15 protein-coding genes are annotated in these 15846 nt (G+C 63.6%); all 15 read left to right on the forward strand.

Annotated features, from left to right (window positions below; genetic code table 11):
* Positions 1-60: 60 nt before the first annotated feature.
* On the forward strand, positions 61-1002 hold the full coding sequence (locus RE4_RS30940) for a tetratricopeptide repeat protein (protein ID WP_073513327.1): 942 nt from the start codon (positions 61-63) through the stop codon (positions 1000-1002).
* Positions 999-1982, forward strand: coding sequence for an HAD-IIA family hydrolase (locus tag RE4_RS29575; RefSeq protein ID WP_060939849.1), 984 nt, complete (start codon positions 999-1001; stop codon positions 1980-1982). Before RE4_RS30940 ends, RE4_RS29575 begins: the two co-directional genes overlap by 4 nt.
* 76 nt (positions 1983-2058) lie before the next feature.
* Complete coding sequence (locus RE4_RS29580) at positions 2059-2301, forward strand: hypothetical protein (RefSeq protein WP_019748595.1); 243 nt, start codon at positions 2059-2061, stop codon at positions 2299-2301.
* Position 2302: 1 nt separating this feature from the next.
* The gene (locus RE4_RS29585; RefSeq protein ID WP_060939850.1) at positions 2303-3160 is read left to right on the forward strand and encodes a TlyA family RNA methyltransferase; all 858 of its coding nucleotides are present in this window, start codon (positions 2303-2305) and stop codon (positions 3158-3160) included.
* Entirely contained in the window at positions 3157-4104 is a 948-nt protein-coding gene (locus RE4_RS29590) for an NAD kinase (RefSeq protein ID WP_019748593.1), read from the forward strand. The genes RE4_RS29585 and RE4_RS29590 overlap by 4 nt, the downstream gene beginning before the upstream one ends.
* Before the next feature lie 2 nt (positions 4105-4106).
* Positions 4107-5885: a DNA repair protein RecN gene (recN, locus tag RE4_RS29595; protein WP_003946143.1), complete on the forward strand. Its 1779-nt coding sequence runs from the start codon at positions 4107-4109 to the stop codon at positions 5883-5885.
* Positions 5886-5971: 86 nt separating this feature from the next.
* Positions 5972-7156, forward strand: a complete 1185-nt coding sequence (gene steA, locus RE4_RS29600) for a putative cytokinetic ring protein SteA (RefSeq protein ID WP_020969713.1) — start codon at positions 5972-5974, stop codon at positions 7154-7156.
* The gene (locus RE4_RS29605) at positions 7153-8106 is read left to right on the forward strand and encodes a copper transporter (protein ID WP_019748590.1); all 954 of its coding nucleotides are present in this window, start codon (positions 7153-7155) and stop codon (positions 8104-8106) included. The genes steA and RE4_RS29605 overlap by 4 nt, the downstream gene beginning before the upstream one ends.
* Positions 8107-8262: 156 nt before the next feature.
* Complete coding sequence (pyrG, locus tag RE4_RS29610; RefSeq protein ID WP_029255445.1) at positions 8263-10023, forward strand: CTP synthase; 1761 nt, start codon at positions 8263-8265, stop codon at positions 10021-10023.
* 6 nt (positions 10024-10029) lie between these two features.
* The gene (locus RE4_RS29615) at positions 10030-10662 is read left to right on the forward strand and encodes an NUDIX domain-containing protein (protein ID WP_020907867.1); all 633 of its coding nucleotides are present in this window, start codon (positions 10030-10032) and stop codon (positions 10660-10662) included.
* A 1-nt stretch (position 10663) separates the two neighbouring features.
* Positions 10664-11587, forward strand: a complete 924-nt coding sequence (xerD, locus tag RE4_RS29620) for a site-specific tyrosine recombinase XerD (protein ID WP_021334613.1) — start codon at positions 10664-10666, stop codon at positions 11585-11587.
* 143 nt (positions 11588-11730) lie between these two features.
* The gene (locus RE4_RS29625) at positions 11731-12744 is read left to right on the forward strand and encodes a ParA family protein (RefSeq protein ID WP_060939851.1); all 1014 of its coding nucleotides are present in this window, start codon (positions 11731-11733) and stop codon (positions 12742-12744) included.
* The gene (locus tag RE4_RS29630; RefSeq protein WP_019748586.1) at positions 12744-13616 is read left to right on the forward strand and encodes a segregation and condensation protein A; all 873 of its coding nucleotides are present in this window, start codon (positions 12744-12746) and stop codon (positions 13614-13616) included. The genes RE4_RS29625 and RE4_RS29630 overlap by 1 nt, the downstream gene beginning before the upstream one ends.
* Complete coding sequence (scpB, locus tag RE4_RS29635) at positions 13613-14341, forward strand: SMC-Scp complex subunit ScpB (RefSeq protein ID WP_370671308.1); 729 nt, start codon at positions 13613-13615, stop codon at positions 14339-14341. Before RE4_RS29630 ends, scpB begins: the two co-directional genes overlap by 4 nt.
* 77 nt (positions 14342-14418) lie before the next feature.
* On the forward strand, positions 14419-15840 hold the full coding sequence (locus RE4_RS31930) for a pseudouridine synthase (RefSeq protein ID WP_019748584.1): 1422 nt from the start codon (positions 14419-14421) through the stop codon (positions 15838-15840).
* The last annotated feature ends 6 nt before the right edge of the window (positions 15841-15846 follow it).

Genomic DNA, 15846 nt, shown 5'->3' on the forward strand with positions numbered 1-15846 from the left:
CCCGTTAACCGAAAGGGGACCCAACATATTGGGTCCCCTTTCGTGCGTTGTATGAGAGGAATGACTGTGTCGGAGAATGGCGACGAGCGTCGGTCCTTCCGTGGGGGAGGAGCGCCTCGATCAGGTGGCCCCCGTCGTGACAACGACGGGCGTGGATCACGCGGCGCTGCAGGCGGAGACCGCCGCGGTGGTGCCGGAGACAACAACCGTGGCGGTGCTGGAAACAGTAACCGTGGCGGCGGATTCAACGGCGGACAGCGTCGCGGCGGCGAGGGTGGGTTCACCCCTCGTGGACGCGACGGCGACCGCAACCGTCAGCAAGCACGACCTGACGAACCGGATTTGCCCGACAACGTAGAGCCCACCGAGTTGGACCCGGCCGTGCGTCGAGATCTGCTCAGCCTCGACAAGGACAACGCCAACACAGTTGCGCGTCACCTCGTCATGGCAGGCAAGCTTGTCGACGAAGACCCGGAACTTGCACTGCTCCACGCGCGCGCTGCTCGTCAGCGCGCCGGCCGAATTGCGGTCGTTCGTGAAGCTGCTGGAATCACCGCGTACCACGCCGGTGAATGGGCTGAAGCTCTCTCCGAGCTTCGCGCTGCCCGTCGAATGGCTGGTGGACCGGGTCTGATCGCTGTCATGGCCGACTGCGAACGCGGTTTGGGTCGACCCGAACGCGCAATCGAGCTCGGTCGTAGCGACGAGGCTGCCCTGCTTTCCGGCGACGAGGCTTCGGAGTTGAGGATCGTGGTCGCCGGCGCCCGCATGGATCTCGGTCAGTTCGATCAGGCAGTTGTCACACTGCAGACCAAGGATCTTGACGCAGCGCGTACCGGTGAAGCGGCGGCTCGGCTTTTCTATGCGTACGCTGATGCCCTCGTTGCAGCAGGTCGTGTCGAAGACGGATTGAAGTGGTTCCTCAATGCTGCAGCTGCAGACCTCGAGGGTGACACGGATGCTGAAGAACGGGTGGCCGAGTTGACCGGAGAAGATCAGTGACCGTGCTTCGTACTCAGTACGACGTACTTTTGCTCGATCTCGACGGCACGCTGTACGCCGGAGCTCATGCGATTCCCGGTACCCAGGCCGCGTTGGGTCAGGGTACGCAGGCTCTGTACTACGTGACCAACAATGCGAGTCGCTCGCCTTCGGCAGTGTCCGCGCATCTGACCGAACTCGGTTTCGATTCCGAAGACGATCGTGTGGTCACCAGTTCTCAGACGGCGGTGCGCCTGTTGGCTGAGCGTCTCGAACCCGGTGCCGCCGTACTTGTCGTCGGTACCGACGCATTGGCCGACGAGGTGACACGCGTCGGTTTGCTTCCGGTGCGCGAATTCGCGGATTCCCCGGTTGCAGTCGTCCAAGGACATTCGACGGAGACCAACTGGTCGATCCTCGCCGAGGCATGCTTGGCGATCAGGGCCGGGGCGCTGTGGGTGGCTGCGAACCTGGACACCACACTGCCGTCGGAACGGGGTTTGGTGCTCGGCAACGGCTCGATGGTGGCGGCTCTGCGCGCCGCCACGAGGCAGGAACCCTTGGTGGCAGGCAAGCCTGCTGCACCGCTGATGGAGGATGCGCTTGCACGCAGTGGGTGCTCGCGTCCACTGGTCGTCGGTGATCGCTTGGACACTGATATCGAAGGCGCACATGCTGTTTCGATCGACTCACTGTTGGTACTGACCGGTGTGAGCACGCCGGGCGACGTACTGCGGGCGCCGATTGAGCAGCGCCCCACCTACATTGCAGCAACTCTGGATTCGCTCAATCAGCCGGCCGTCGAATCGCTGGTCGGTTCGGACTCCAAGTGGTCTGTCTCCGTGAACGGGTCGGCGCTGGTTGTCGACGGCCCGGTTGTCGGGGACGAGATGTCGCTTCTACGTGCGGTTGCGCCTGTCGCATGGGCTAATCCGTCGTTCCAGACCCTGGAAGCGTCGGATGCCGGCGTGGCGGATCTGTTTGCTTCCTGGCTGGCCTGATTTCTCGCATATGTGTTCGACTCGCGGGGGTGCGGGTGTATGCGCAACGGAGAGTCATGCACTAACGTTGTGCCCGATGAGCACGCCGACACCGCACCCCGGAAACTCGAGCAACGGATCACCGCTGCCCGGGTCACGCCCTACCGTCGATCCGGAACGAATACGTTCTGACGTCGACGGTTTGCTGGCACGCCTCGGCGGCATCGAACACGATCCGAACGATCATCACGGAGCAGGTGTGATTCCGCAGAAGGCACATATTTTGGAACAGGCACACGAGGTGCTCGTCCAGGCACTCGCCTCTGTGGACAGGGCTTGACGTGGCACGTAGAGCACGGGTGGACGCCGAATTGGTCCGTCGCGGTCTGGCACGATCGAGAGATCATGCGCAAGAACTGATCTCCGCGGGCCGAGTTCTCATTTCCGGAGCCGTTGCGACCAAGCCCGCGACGGCGATCGAAGCCGGAACGCCGCTTCGGGTCGTCGAGGTGGAGCAGGAAGTTTCGTGGGCGTCGCGCGGTGCTCACAAACTGATCGGTGCCCTTGACGCCTTCGGTACCGAAGGATTGACGGTCGAAGGTCGCCGGTGCCTCGACGCCGGCGCTTCCACCGGCGGGTTCACGGACGTTCTGCTGACACGCGGTGCGAAGGAAGTTGTCGCCGTCGACGTCGGTTACGGCCAATTGGTGTGGCGCCTACAGTCCGACGACCGAGTGCATGTCATCGACCGAACCAATGTTCGCGCTATCGATGCCGAGACGATCGGCGGAACTGTCGATCTCGTTGTCGCGGACCTGTCGTTCATCTCTCTCAAACTGGTACTCGGGGCGTTTGTCGCCTGTACCGCTGACGGCGCGGACCTGGTTCCGATGGTCAAGCCTCAGTTCGAGGTGGGCAAGGACCGCGTCGGTGCCGGTGGCGTCGTACGAGATCCGGAACTGCGAATCTCCGCTGTGCTCGACGTGTCGGAGGCTGCTGCAAAGGTAGGTCTGCGGACGTTAGGTGTCGTGGCCAGCCCATTGCCCGGTCCGTCGGGAAATGTCGAGTATTTCCTGTGGCTTCGAAAGACGGGTACATCCGGCGACGAAGAGACGGTTACCGACACCGAGACGAACACCGAGGGAGTTCCCACGGTGGAGGACATGATTCGCAAGGCTGTAGAGGAAGGGCCCCAGTGAACGCGGTCACGAACGGCGAGTCGCGCGAGATCCTTCTTGTCGCACACCCTGGTCGACGTGACATCACGGAAACTGCCAAGCGGGTCGGGAAGATCTTCGAGCGCGCGGGAATCGGACTGCGAGTCCTCGTCGACGAAGCAGACAGCTCGCGCATCGAAGCAATGACGGAACCCGAGGGTTTCTCTGCGCCGGGTCTCGACGTCACGGTTGTTCATCCCGGCCCTGATGCTGCCGTTGGATGCGAGTTGGTACTTGTCCTCGGTGGCGACGGCACGTTTCTGCGCGCCGCCGAACTTGCTCAAGAAGCGTCCATTCCGGTACTGGGCATCAACCTCGGACGGATCGGATTTCTGGCAGAGACCGAGGCCGAGCATCTCGACGAGGCTCTCGCACAAGTAGTTCGCAAGGAATATCGCGTTGAGTCTCGCATGACACTCGACGTCGTGATTCGGGTGGACGACGAGATCATCGACCGCGGGTGGGCGCTCAACGAGGCCAGTATCGAGAACCGTTCGCGTCTGGGAGTTCTCGAAGTTGTCCTCGAAGTCGACGGCAGACCGGTGTCTGCGTTCGGTTGCGACGGTGTTCTCGTGTCCACTCCCACAGGCTCGACCGCTTATGCATTTTCCGCAGGCGGCCCCGTCGTGTGGCCCGAACTCGAAGCATTGCTCGTCGTACCCAGCAACGCGCATGCGCTGTTCGCGCGGCCGCTGGTTACCAGCCCGAATTCGATCATCGCGGTGGAGACCGTCGCAGGCAGCCACGACGGCCTGGTCTTCTGCGACGGCCGTCGTACCTTGGAACTGCCTGCCGGCGCTCGCGTCGAGATCGTTCGCGGCGCCACTCCCGTCAAGTGGGTCCGGTTGGACTCTGCGCCTTTCGCTGATCGGATGGTTCGCAAGTTCGAGCTTCCGGTTACCGGATGGCGAGGAAGGAAGCCTTAATCGTGCTCGCAGAGATCCGTATCGACAGTCTTGGTGTGATCTCCGAGGCCAGCGCCCAGTTTCACGAGGGCCTGACCGTCCTGACCGGTGAAACCGGCGCAGGTAAAACGATGGTCGTCACCAGCTTGCACCTCCTCAGCGGAGCGCGAGCGGATGCCGGTCGAGTGCGGTTGGGCGCGTCGCGAGCCGTTGTCGAAGGACGATTCATCGCCGACGACGTCTCACCGGCCACCGAGCGTGAGATCGTCCGAATCCTGGAATCGTCCGGCGCCGAGCGCGACGAAGACGGGACCATCATCGCCGTGCGGACAGTCGGCAGCGATGGGCGGTCTCGGGCTCATCTCGGCGGACGAAGCGTGCCGGCGGGAGTTCTCTCCGAATTCACGGACCCACTTCTGACTGTCCACGGACAGAACGATCAGCTGCGATTGCTTCGTCCCGACCAGCAACGCAACGCGCTGGACCGCTTCGGGGACAAGGCAATCGGAACGCTGCTGACGAGGTACCGCAAACACCGTCGTGAATGGCTCGATGCTCGTTCGGAGTTGATCGAGCGCACGTCGAAGGCTCGTGAACTGGCACAAGAAGCAGATCAGTTGACCTTCGCGCTCAACGAAATCGACGGCGTGGCACCCGAGCCCGGCGAGGACACGGCGATCGTTGCCGAAGTTCGTCGACTCAGTGAACTCGATTCGCTCCGCTCGGCTGCGGAAGAGGCGCACGCTGCGCTCGCCGGTAGTGACGACATGGCAAGCGGCGACGTCGGTGTCATGCCGGCGCTAGACCTGATGTCCGAAGCGAGGGCGCGCATCGAGTCGGTCACCGACGCCGATCTGGACGGCCTCGGTTCCCGGTTGGCCGACGCTATTGCTGTCGTCACCGACGTTGCCGGTGACCTGAACACCTACTTGTCCGGGCTGCCCGCAGACCCGGGTGCTCTGGACTCTTTGTTGTCGCGGCAATCGGAACTGAAGACTCTGACTCGCAAGTACGCCGCCGATGTCGACGGTGTTCTCGAATGGGCAGATACTGCTCGCGCTCGTCTATCCAAACTCGACGTGTCCTCGGATGCGTTGTCACTGTTGGCCAAGCAGGTCGAGGAGACGGCTGGCCTGACCGCGGAAGCCGCTACCAAGCTGAGCGCCGCGCGAGTCAAGGCGGCGGCAAAGCTCGCCAAAGCCGTCAGCGCGGAACTCGCCGGTCTGGCGATGGGACGTGCGGGCCTCGAAGTGACTGTGCGTTCGCAGCCTGCCGGCCCGCAGGACTCGGCGCCGCTCAGTGTCGGGGGAGTAGACCTGCATGCCGGGTCTGCCGGCGTCGACGAGGTGGAATTTCGCCTGTCAGCGCACAGTGGGGCACCGTCACTTCCGATCAGCAAGAGCGCTTCCGGTGGCGAGCTGTCACGCGTCATGCTGGCGCTCGAGGTAGTTCTCGCTGGTAGCGACACCGGTGCGACGATGGTTTTCGACGAGGTGGACGCGGGGGTCGGTGGCCGCGCTGCTGTCGAGATCGGCCGCCGATTGGCGAAACTTGCTCGCACGCATCAGGTTATCGTCGTCACCCACCTTCCGCAGGTTGCTGCGTTTGCCGACACCCACCTCGTGGTGGACAAGGTCGACGACAAAGGCGGAGTGGTGAGCAGTGGCGTGCGGACCTTGTCGGATTCGGATCGGGTGGTCGAATTGGCCCGTATGTTGGCAGGGCTGGACGACACCGAAACCGGTCGTGCGCACGCTGAGGAACTGCTCGAGATCGCGAATGCGGCCCGCGTCACAGATTGAAGGTTCTGTGGTGTTGGTGTGACTGATGTGGTAGTTGTCGGCGCGCCTCCACCGGTCAACGCGGTTTCAGGTTCATCATCGAAGCCATGAAGATGCCCGGATTGCTCTCACGTAACACCGAATCCTTGCCTGGGATCAGTGGCATCGCCAGGGCCGATCGGAACACGGCGAAGCTTCTGCGCCGTGTCGGTCCTGGAGACATCGTGATCCTCGACGAAGTCGACATCGATCGCCGGACCGCCGATGCTCTGGTGAAAGCCGGAGTCATGGCCGTGGTCAACGCGTCGCCGTCGATTTCGGGGCGGTACCCCAACCTCGGACCGGAAGTGATCGTCGCCAACGACATCGTTCTGATCGATGCTGTCGACGGTGATGTCTTCAAGAACATCAAGGACGGAAGCAAGATCCGCCTGCACGAGGGCGAGATCTTCAACGGCGAGAAGAGCCTCGTCAAGGGCGAAGAGCAGACCGAGGCCGAAATCTCCGACCGGATGATCGAGGCCAAGACCGGCCTGGTCGATCACTTGGAAGCGTTCTCGGGTAACACCATCGAGTTCATCCGCACCGAAAGCCCGTTGCTCATCGACGGAATCGGTGTTCCGGACATCGATATCGACTTGAAGGACCGCCATGTCGTGGTCGTCTCCGACGGCCCCGAACGCGAGACCGATCTGAAGAACCTCAAGCCCTTCATCAAGGAGTATTCGCCGATCTTGATCGGTGTCGGCGCAGGTGCGGACGTGTTGAGCAAGGCCGGATACCGCCCCGATCTGATCGTGGGCGACCCGGAGGAAATCACCAGTTCCACGCTCAAGTCCGGCGCGGAAGTTGTTCTGCCTGCAGACCAGGACGGTCATGCGGCGGGGCTTTCCCGAATCCAGGATCTCGGTATCGGGGCGATGACGTTCCCGGCGACCTGCTCACCGACCGACCTTGCCCTGCTGCTTGCCGATCACCACGGAGCTTCACTGATCGTGACGGTCGGCAACGTGGTGTCCTTGGACGAGTTCTTCGACCGTGGGCGTCGTGAAAGCAATCCGTCGGCGTTCATGACACGGCTCAAGGTTGGACCGAAACTGGTCGATGCCAAGGCTGTGGCAACGCTGTATCGAAGTCGAGTGTCCGGCGGCGCGATCGCGCTCCTGGTGCTTGCCGCCCTGGTGGCAGTGATCGTCGCCCTGGTCGTGTCCAATGCCGGTAGTGAAGTTCTCGACTGGGCAATCGCAACGTGGAACAGCTTCGCGCTGTGGGTTCAGGGGCTCTTCAAGTGATTTCGATGCGTCAACATGCAATTTCCATAGCGGCAATCTTTCTGGCACTCGCGATCGGCGTGGTGCTCGGTTCCGGAATGCTGTCCAGTGGATTGCTGTCCGGTCTGCGTGACGACAAGGCGGACCTGCAGAACGAGATCGAAGACCTCAATCAACAGTCCAATCAGCTTCAGCAGCAACTCAATTCCGCGGACGGCTTCGATGCCGCTGTCGGCGGTCGCGTCGTGCGTGACAGTCTCGCTGGTCGCACCGTCGTCGTCATCACGGCACCGGACGCGGATCCCAGTGATCTCGACGGTGTCAACCGACTCGTCACTGCCGCCGGCGGTGCCGTGACCGGACGCGTCTCGCTCACCGATTCGTTTGTCGACGCCACCGGTGGTGACCGTTTGCGGACCGTCGTCACCAATGTCATCCCTGCGGGGATCACCCTCAAGACCGGTGCGGTCGATCAGGGCAGTCTCGCGGGTGATCTGCTCGGTTCGGTTCTGCTTCTCAACGGGCAGAACAGCGAACCGCAGAGCACTCCGGACGAGATGAATCTCGCGCTCGACTCGCTGCGTAGCGCCGGTTTCATCAGCTACGACGACGGAGCGGTCAAGCCGGCTCAGCTCGCCGTGGTTCTCACCGGCGACAACAAGAGTGAATCCGACGCAGCCACGGGTAACCGCGGCGCCGTCATCGCCCGGTTTGCCGGTGCTCTCGACGGACGCGGCGCAGGAACGATTCTCGCGGGCCGGCCTGGCTCGGCCGAGGGCAGTGGTCCGGTTGCCGTCGCACGTGCGGACGCGGCGCTCTCAGCGGGCTTGACGACCATCGACAACATCGATCGGGAGTCGGGCAAGATCACGACGCCGTTGGCACTTCAGGAACAGTTGAACGGCGGCGCCGGCCGCTACGGCACGGGACCGGGAGCGGCGGCGGTTACCGTCGGCGCACCCACCAACTGAACACCCCGGTATTGATACGCCGGTCACATCGGGGGCGGAAAGTCGGCGCGTTGTAGGCACCGACCCCCGATAGGTGTTACCGTGAAATCCCGTGGGTCGGCAGGCCCCAGCATGCTTCATCAGACCAAGCCCTGCACAGTCGTCACGGGAGCCCCTTTGCCACAGTCACGCACTAACACGCGTACCGCCACCAAGCACATCTTCGTCAGCGGAGGTGTAGCTTCCTCGCTCGGCAAAGGTTTGACCGCCTCGAGCCTGGGACAGTTGTTGACCGCGCGGGGAATGCGCGTGACCATGCAGAAGCTCGATCCCTATCTCAATGTGGATCCGGGCACCATGAACCCCTTCCAGCACGGCGAGGTTTTCGTCACCGAAGACGGTGCCGAGACCGACCTCGACGTCGGGCACTACGAGCGGTTCCTCGACCGTGACCTATCCGGTCAGGCGAACGTCACCACCGGCCAGGTGTACTCGACGGTCATCGCCAAGGAACGTCGTGGCGAGTACCTCGGTGACACCGTTCAGGTCATCCCGCACATCACCGACGAGATCAAGCGTCGCATCCTCGAGATGAGCGGCCCGGATCTGCAGGGACACCGCCCGGATGTCGTGATCACCGAAATCGGTGGAACCGTCGGCGACATCGAATCGCAGCCCTTCCTCGAAGCCGCTCGCCAGGTCCGCCACGACGTCGGCCGCGACAACGTCTTCTTCCTGCACGTCTCCCTCGTGCCGTACCTCGGCCCCTCCGGAGAACTCAAGACCAAGCCCACGCAGCACTCGGTTGCGTCGTTGCGCAGCATCGGCATTCAGCCCGACGCGCTGATCCTTCGTTGCGATCGTGACGTTCCGCAGGGCCTCAAGAACAAGATCGCCCTGATGTGCGACGTGGACGTCGACGCCTGCATCTCGACGCCCGACGCTCCCTCGATCTACGACATCCCGAAGGTTCTGCACCGTGAGGGCCTCGACGCCTACGTCGTTCGCCAGCTCGGTCTCCCGTTCCGCGACGTCGACTGGACCGTGTGGGGCAACCTCCTCGATCGTGTTCACCAGCCGCGTGAGACCGTGCGGGTCGCGTTGGTCGGCAAGTACGTCGACCTGCCCGACGCATACCTCTCCGTCACCGAGGCTCTGCGCGCCGGTGGATTCGCGAACCGGTCCAAGGTCGAGATCTCCTGGGTCCCGTCAGACGCCTGTGAGACCGAAGCCGGAGCGCAGGCCGCTCTCGGTGACGTCGACGGTGTTCTGATCCCGGGCGGCTTCGGCATCCGCGGCATCGAGGGCAAGCTCGGCGCGATCCGTTTCGCACGTGCACGCAAGCTGCCGCTGCTGGGTCTGTGTCTGGGTCTGCAGTGCGTCGTCATCGAAGCTGCTCGCAGCGTCGGCCTCGACGATGCCAACTCGGCCGAGTTCGAGCCGGACACCAAGCACCCGGTCATCTCCACGATGGCTGATCAGGAAGACGTCATCGCCGGTGACGCCGACCTCGGTGGCACAATGCGTCTGGGTGCTTACCCGGCCGTGCTGACCAAGGGTTCCGTCGTCGCTCAGGCCTACGGAACCGAGGACGTCTCCGAGCGTCACCGTCACCGCTACGAGGTCAACAACACCTACCGCGACCGGATTGCCAAGTCCGGCTTGCAGTTCAGCGGAACCTCGCCGGACGGTCACCTGGTCGAGTTCGTCGAGTACCCGCGTGAGCAGCATCCGTTCTTCGTTGCCACCCAGGCACACCCGGAGCTCAAGAGCCGCCCGACGCGCCCGCACCCGCTGTTCGCCGCCTTCGTCGAAGCAGCGTTGACGTACAAGCTCGAAGAGCGCCTGCCCGTCGACGTCCACGGTGACGAGAAGATCGACACCGCTGCCACCGAGACGGCGCTCGACGCTGCAGTCGAGAACGTGGAAAAGGTCTAGCCACAGATGAGCGATCCCGGTCGGCACGAATTCGACACCCTCGGCTCCAAGACGGTCTACACCGGCGCGATCATCGCGTTGCGCGTCGACACCGTTGCGATGCCTGGTGGTCAGCGTGCCGATCGGGAAGTCGTCGAACACCACGGCGCCGTTGCCGTCGTAGCACTGGACGAGCACGACAACCTGGTGCTGATTCACCAGTACCGTCACCCGCTCGGGCACCGGTTGTGGGAAATCCCTGCCGGTCTGCTCGACGCTGCGGGGGAGAGCCCGGTCGAGGCGGCAGCGCGCGAGCTGGGCGAAGAAACCGGACTCGGCGCCGATCGATGGTCGGTGCTGGTCGATGTAGCTCTCTCACCCGGGTTTACGGACGAGGCGGTTCGCGTCTTCCTCGCCGAGGGGCTGCACGAGGTGGAGCGCGACGATCCCGAACACGAAGAAGCCGATCTCGAGATTTCGCGAGTTCCGCTCGCCGACGCCGTCGACATGGCGCTGCGCGGTGACATCGTCAATGCCACCGCGGTATCGGGCATTCTCGCGATCGCTACCGCACGCTCGACGGGAAAGCCGCTACGCCCGGCCGACGCACCGTGGCCCGATCGTCCTCGCGCATTCGGAGAACGCAAGTCGCGAGCCTGAAGTGCTTGCCCGACAGGTGGACTCGTATCTCGACCATCTAGCGGTCGAGCGAGGATCTGCGCGCAACACTCTGCTTTCGTATCGCCGCGACCTGAATCGGTATGCGGAGTACCTGAACGAGCGTGGCATCGACGACGTCGCGGGCGTGACGGAGAACGACGTCACCGAATTCGTGACACATCTGCGCCTGGGTGACAAAGATGCCGGCGTCGTACCGTTGGCGGCCAGTTCGGCAGCGAGGACCCTGATCGCGGTCCGCGGATTCCACAAGTTCTCCGCCGCCGAGGGCCTGGTCGGTGTCGATGTGGCTCGGACGGTCAAGCCGCCGACGCCCGGACGCAAGTTGCCCAAAGCTCTGCCGCTCGACGACGTGATCGCCCTACTCGACGCTTCGGGTGGCGGTGCGGCCGGTGACGGGCCCCGCGACCTGAGGGATCGCGCTCTCTTAGAGCTTCTGTACTCGACCGGAGCACGAATCACCGAGGCGATCGATCTGGACGTCGACGACATCGACACCGAAACCCGTTCCGTGCTGCTCAAGGGCAAGGGCGGCAAGCAGCGGATCGTCCCCGTCGGCAGGCCGGCGATCGCCGCCGTCGACGCGTATCTCGTCCGCGGGCGCCCCAGCCTCGCGACGCGCGGTGTTCCTGCCCTCTTTCTCAACGCTCGCGGGGGACGCCTCTCGCGTCAGAGTGCATGGCAGATTCTTCAGGACGCGGCCGCGTCGGCCGGGATCAAGGCGGACGTCTCACCCCATACGCTCAGGCACTCGTTTGCCACACACCTGCTCGACGGCGGCGCGGACGTACGTGTCGTGCAGGAACTTCTCGGTCACGCTTCGGTAACCACGACGCAGATCTACACACTGGTCACCGTCACAGCGCTGCGCGAAGTGTGGGCTCAGGCACACCCACGCGCCCGTTAGGCGTTGGTTGGCTCATGCGTGTCTGCGAGACCATTCGGTGATGTAAGCGGTAGCGTTCAAGGAGCGCGAGCGGCCTCCACCGCAGTTTCGGAGGTTTGCCGGCGCCGAGAGCAACCGCCGAAAGAGTAGGGGAGCATCGGACCGTGTCGACATCGCAGCCACCAGCGGCGGAGTCCGCGCCGCCGCATGTCAATGCCCAACTCTTCGAGCGCGTGAACGAATCAGCACCAGCTGTACCCTCCGAACCAGAGGCGATGTTCGAAATAGATACGACGCCAGTAGCCTCTCCACCTGCGGAAACCCCTGCTGTTTCCACGGAAGAACTCGGTCCGACGGGCCGGCCGGTCCGCGAGGTACCTCAACCGACACCGTTGGCGCACCACGGACCCGCGATGATCATCGCGATGTGCAACCAGAAGGGCGGCGTCGGCAAGACGACGTCGACCATCAACATGGGCGCGTCGTTGGCCGAATACGGTCGCCGAGTGCTCTTGGTGGATCTCGATCCCCAAGGAGCGTTGTCTGCTGGTCTGGGCGTTCAGCATCACGACCTGGAACTGACCGTCCACAATCTCCTGGTCGAACCGCGTGTGTCCATCGACGACGTGTTGATGCGCACTCGGGTGGACGGTCTGGACCTGCTCCCCAGCAACATCGACCTTTCGGCCGCCGAGATTCAATTGGTCACCGAGGTCGGGCGTGAGCAGACTTTGGGGCGCGTGCTGCACCCGGTTCTCGATCGGTACGACTACGTGCTCATCGACTGCCAGCCGTCGCTTGGCCTGCTCACGGTGAATGCGCTGGCGTGCGCCGATTCGGTCATCATTCCGATGGAATGCGAGTACTTCAGCCTGCGCGGCCTGGCACTTCTCAACGACACCGTCGAAAAGGTGCACGACCGTCTCAATCCGAAGCTCGAGTTGGCCGGCATCGTCGTCACGATGTTCGACGCCCGGACCCTGCACGCTCGTGAGGTGATGGCGCGAGTGGTCGAGGTGTTCGGCGACGTCGTCTACGACACGGTGATCAACCGCACCGTTCGATTCCCCGAAACCAGCGTTGCCGGTGAGCCGATCACGACGTGGGCGCCGAAATCGGCTGGCGCCGAGGCATATCGAGCCTTGGCCCGCGAGGTCATTCACCGGTCTGGTCGTTAGTGGAACTGATTGCATCGCAAGAAGATCCGGTCGAAGTCGAGCCGGATTCGATCGATCCGAACGTGCCGACCGACGCTCAGACCGCAGCCAAGGCTGCCGGTTTTCGAGTCACTCTCCGGAACTTCGAAGGCCCGTTCGATCTGCTGTTGAACCTGATCAATCAACGGCAGCTCGACGTCACCGAAGTCGCCCTTCACACCGTCACGGACGATTTCATCGCGTACACCAAGGAACTCGGCAGTGCGATGGGCCTTGATCAGACGACGGAATTCCTGGTCGTCGCAGCTACGCTTCTGGATCTGAAAGCGGCCAGGTTGTTGCCCGCCGGGCAGGTCGAGGACGCGGAGGATCTGGCGCTTCTCGAAGCACGCGATCTTCTCTTCGCGAGACTGCTGCAGTACCGGGCGTACAAACAAGTTGCGGCGCTGTTCGGCGAGTTGGAGGAAGCAGCACTGCGGCGCTATCCGCGCTCGGTAGCCGTCGAGGATCAGTTCACCGAACTCCTGCCCGAGGTGTTGTTGGGAGTCGACCCTCAGCGTTTTGCGGAGATCGCGGCGACGGTGTTCACACCGCGTCCGGTGCCGACAGTGGGCCTCGATCACCTCCATGTGTCCAATATCTCGATACCCGAACAGGCCGAGCGAATTCTCGAGTTGCTGCGCGAGCGAGGCATCGGGGAGTGGACACCTTTCGGGGACCTTGTTGCCGAGTGCGAAATCACCGTCGAGATAGTGGCAAGGTTTCTCGCATTGCTCGAGCTGTATCGCCGGCAGGTCATCGTGTTCGAGCAACCCGAGGCCCTCGGACCGCTGATGGTGAGTTGGACCGGAGACGACCCGGCCGCGCCGGTCACAGAGGAGGACTACGGATGAACGCCGAACCGACGGAATCAGAGTCTTCGCAGCTAGACGAGATGATCGAGCCTGCCGACCCCGCCTCGGAGCCCGAAGAGTCTGCACCCGATTTCGACCTCGACGACGATCAACTCGACGCAGTGCTGGAGTCGCTTCTGCTTGTCGTGGATTCGCCGGCGGAAGTGAACCAACTCGCATCTGTCACCGGAACCGCGCCGGAGCGCGTCGAAGAACGCCTGACGTCGATGTCGGCCGCATTGACCGCTCGCGGCAGCGGAATGGACCTTCGCTACGCGGGCGACGGATGGCGTCTGTACACGCGACAAGAGTTTGCCCCGTACGTGGAAAAGCTGCTATTGGACGGCGCACGCACCAAATTGACCAGGGCGGCATTGGAAACTTTGGCCGTAGTCGCATACCGTCAACCGTTGACTCGTGCGCGGATCAGTGCGGTACGAGGCGTCAACGTGGACGGGGTGGTACGCACCCTCCTTGCCCGCGGACTGATCGCGGAAGCCGGGCCTGACCCGGACACCAACGCGACACGGTACTCCACGACCGAACTGTTCCTCGAACGGCTCGGGCTGGCCTCGCTCAGCGAGCTCCCGGAGTTGGCCCCGCTCTTGCCTGATGTCGATCTCATCGACGACATCAGCGAAAGCCTGGAATCCGATCCGCGATTTGCGAGAATGAACAAGGCAGACGTGCCCACTGAGGTAGTGGACACCGAAGTCGACGACTGACCGGAATACCGGCCGTCGTCAGCACCGAGAAAGACCCGACCACGCTCGGGAAACAGTAGAAAACTGACAGGAAAAAAGTGAACAATCCCGCTCGCCGAGATGGCACACCGGACCGTAACAACTCCCGCGACAACCGCGGCGCACGCAGCGATGCACCCCGTGGTGGTCGCAGCGACGCCCCCCGCGGCGCACGTAGCGAAGCGCCCCGTGGTGGACGCAGCAACACTTCCCGCAGTACCTCCGGATACGACCGCAACGCCGGATCCGACCGTCCCCGCACGGACGACCGTCGCGGTGGATTCAATGATGACCGTCGCCCGCCGCGCAGCGATGACCGTCGCCCGCCGCGCAGCGACGACCGTCGCCCCGCACGTACGGACGACCGTCGTGGTGGCTACAACGACGATCGTCGCGGACCGCGCACTGACGACCGCCGCGGACCCCGCAGCGATGACCGCCGTACCCCCCACGTAGACGCCCGTCGGGCACCGCGCGGTGGCGCCGACCGTCGTAGTGACGATCAGCGCGGCGCACGCCCCGACGCTCCTCGCGGCGGCGCATGGTCGAACGCACCTCGTGGATCCAAGTTCGACGGACCTCCGCGCAAGCGCCCGGCAGCTCCCACACCGCCGGCGACCAACAAGCGTGGCAAGCCGAAGACCGAGAAGCCGCAGCGCGTCGTCTCTCAGAACCCGTTGGTGTCCAACGCCAAGCCGGCACGTCATCAGCACGCCGAGATCACCAAGCACGACGGCCCGCCGAAGGGCGACGGCGTCCGCTTGCAGAAGGTACTGGCTCAGGCCGGCGTCGCATCACGCCGTGCAGCTGAAGAACTGATCGACCAGGGTCGCGTCGAGGTCGACGGCCGCATCGTGGTCGAGCAGGGTCTGCGTGTCGACCCCGAGAACGCAGTGGTTCGTGTCGACGGCGTCCGCGTCGTCGTGCAGAAGGACCTCGTCTACCTTGCGATGAACAAGCCGCGTGGCTGGCAGTGCACCATGTCCGACGATCTCGGTCGTCCGTGCGTCGGTGACATCGTCTCCGAGCGCGTTCAGTCCGGACAGCGGCTCTTCCACGTCGGCCGTCTCGACGCCGACACCGAAGGCTTGCTCCTCTTCACCAACGACGGCGACTTGGCTCACCGCCTGATGCACCCGTCGTTCGAGGTTCCGAAGACGTACCTCGCCACGGTTCACGGCGTTGTCGAGCGCAGCACCGGCAAGCAGCTGCGTGACGGTGTCACTCTCGATGACGGTCCGGCCAAGGTGGACGCGTTCACCGTGCTCGAGATCAACGAGGGCAAGACGCTCGTCAAGCTCGTACTGCACGAGGGTCGTAAGCACATCGTGCGTCGCCTCCTCGATGCAGTCGGTCACCCCGTTGTCCGTCTGGTTCGCACCAACGTCGGAGTTGTCGCTCTCGGCGATCAGCGTCCGGGAACGCAGCGCGTCCTCGGACGTAGCGAGGTCGGTGGACTGTACGAGGCGGTCGGCCTGTGACCGATT

Source organism: Rhodococcus erythropolis NBRC 15567 (assembly GCF_001552595.1).
Lineage (GTDB): Bacteria > Actinomycetota > Actinomycetes > Mycobacteriales > Mycobacteriaceae > Rhodococcus_F > Rhodococcus_F erythropolis.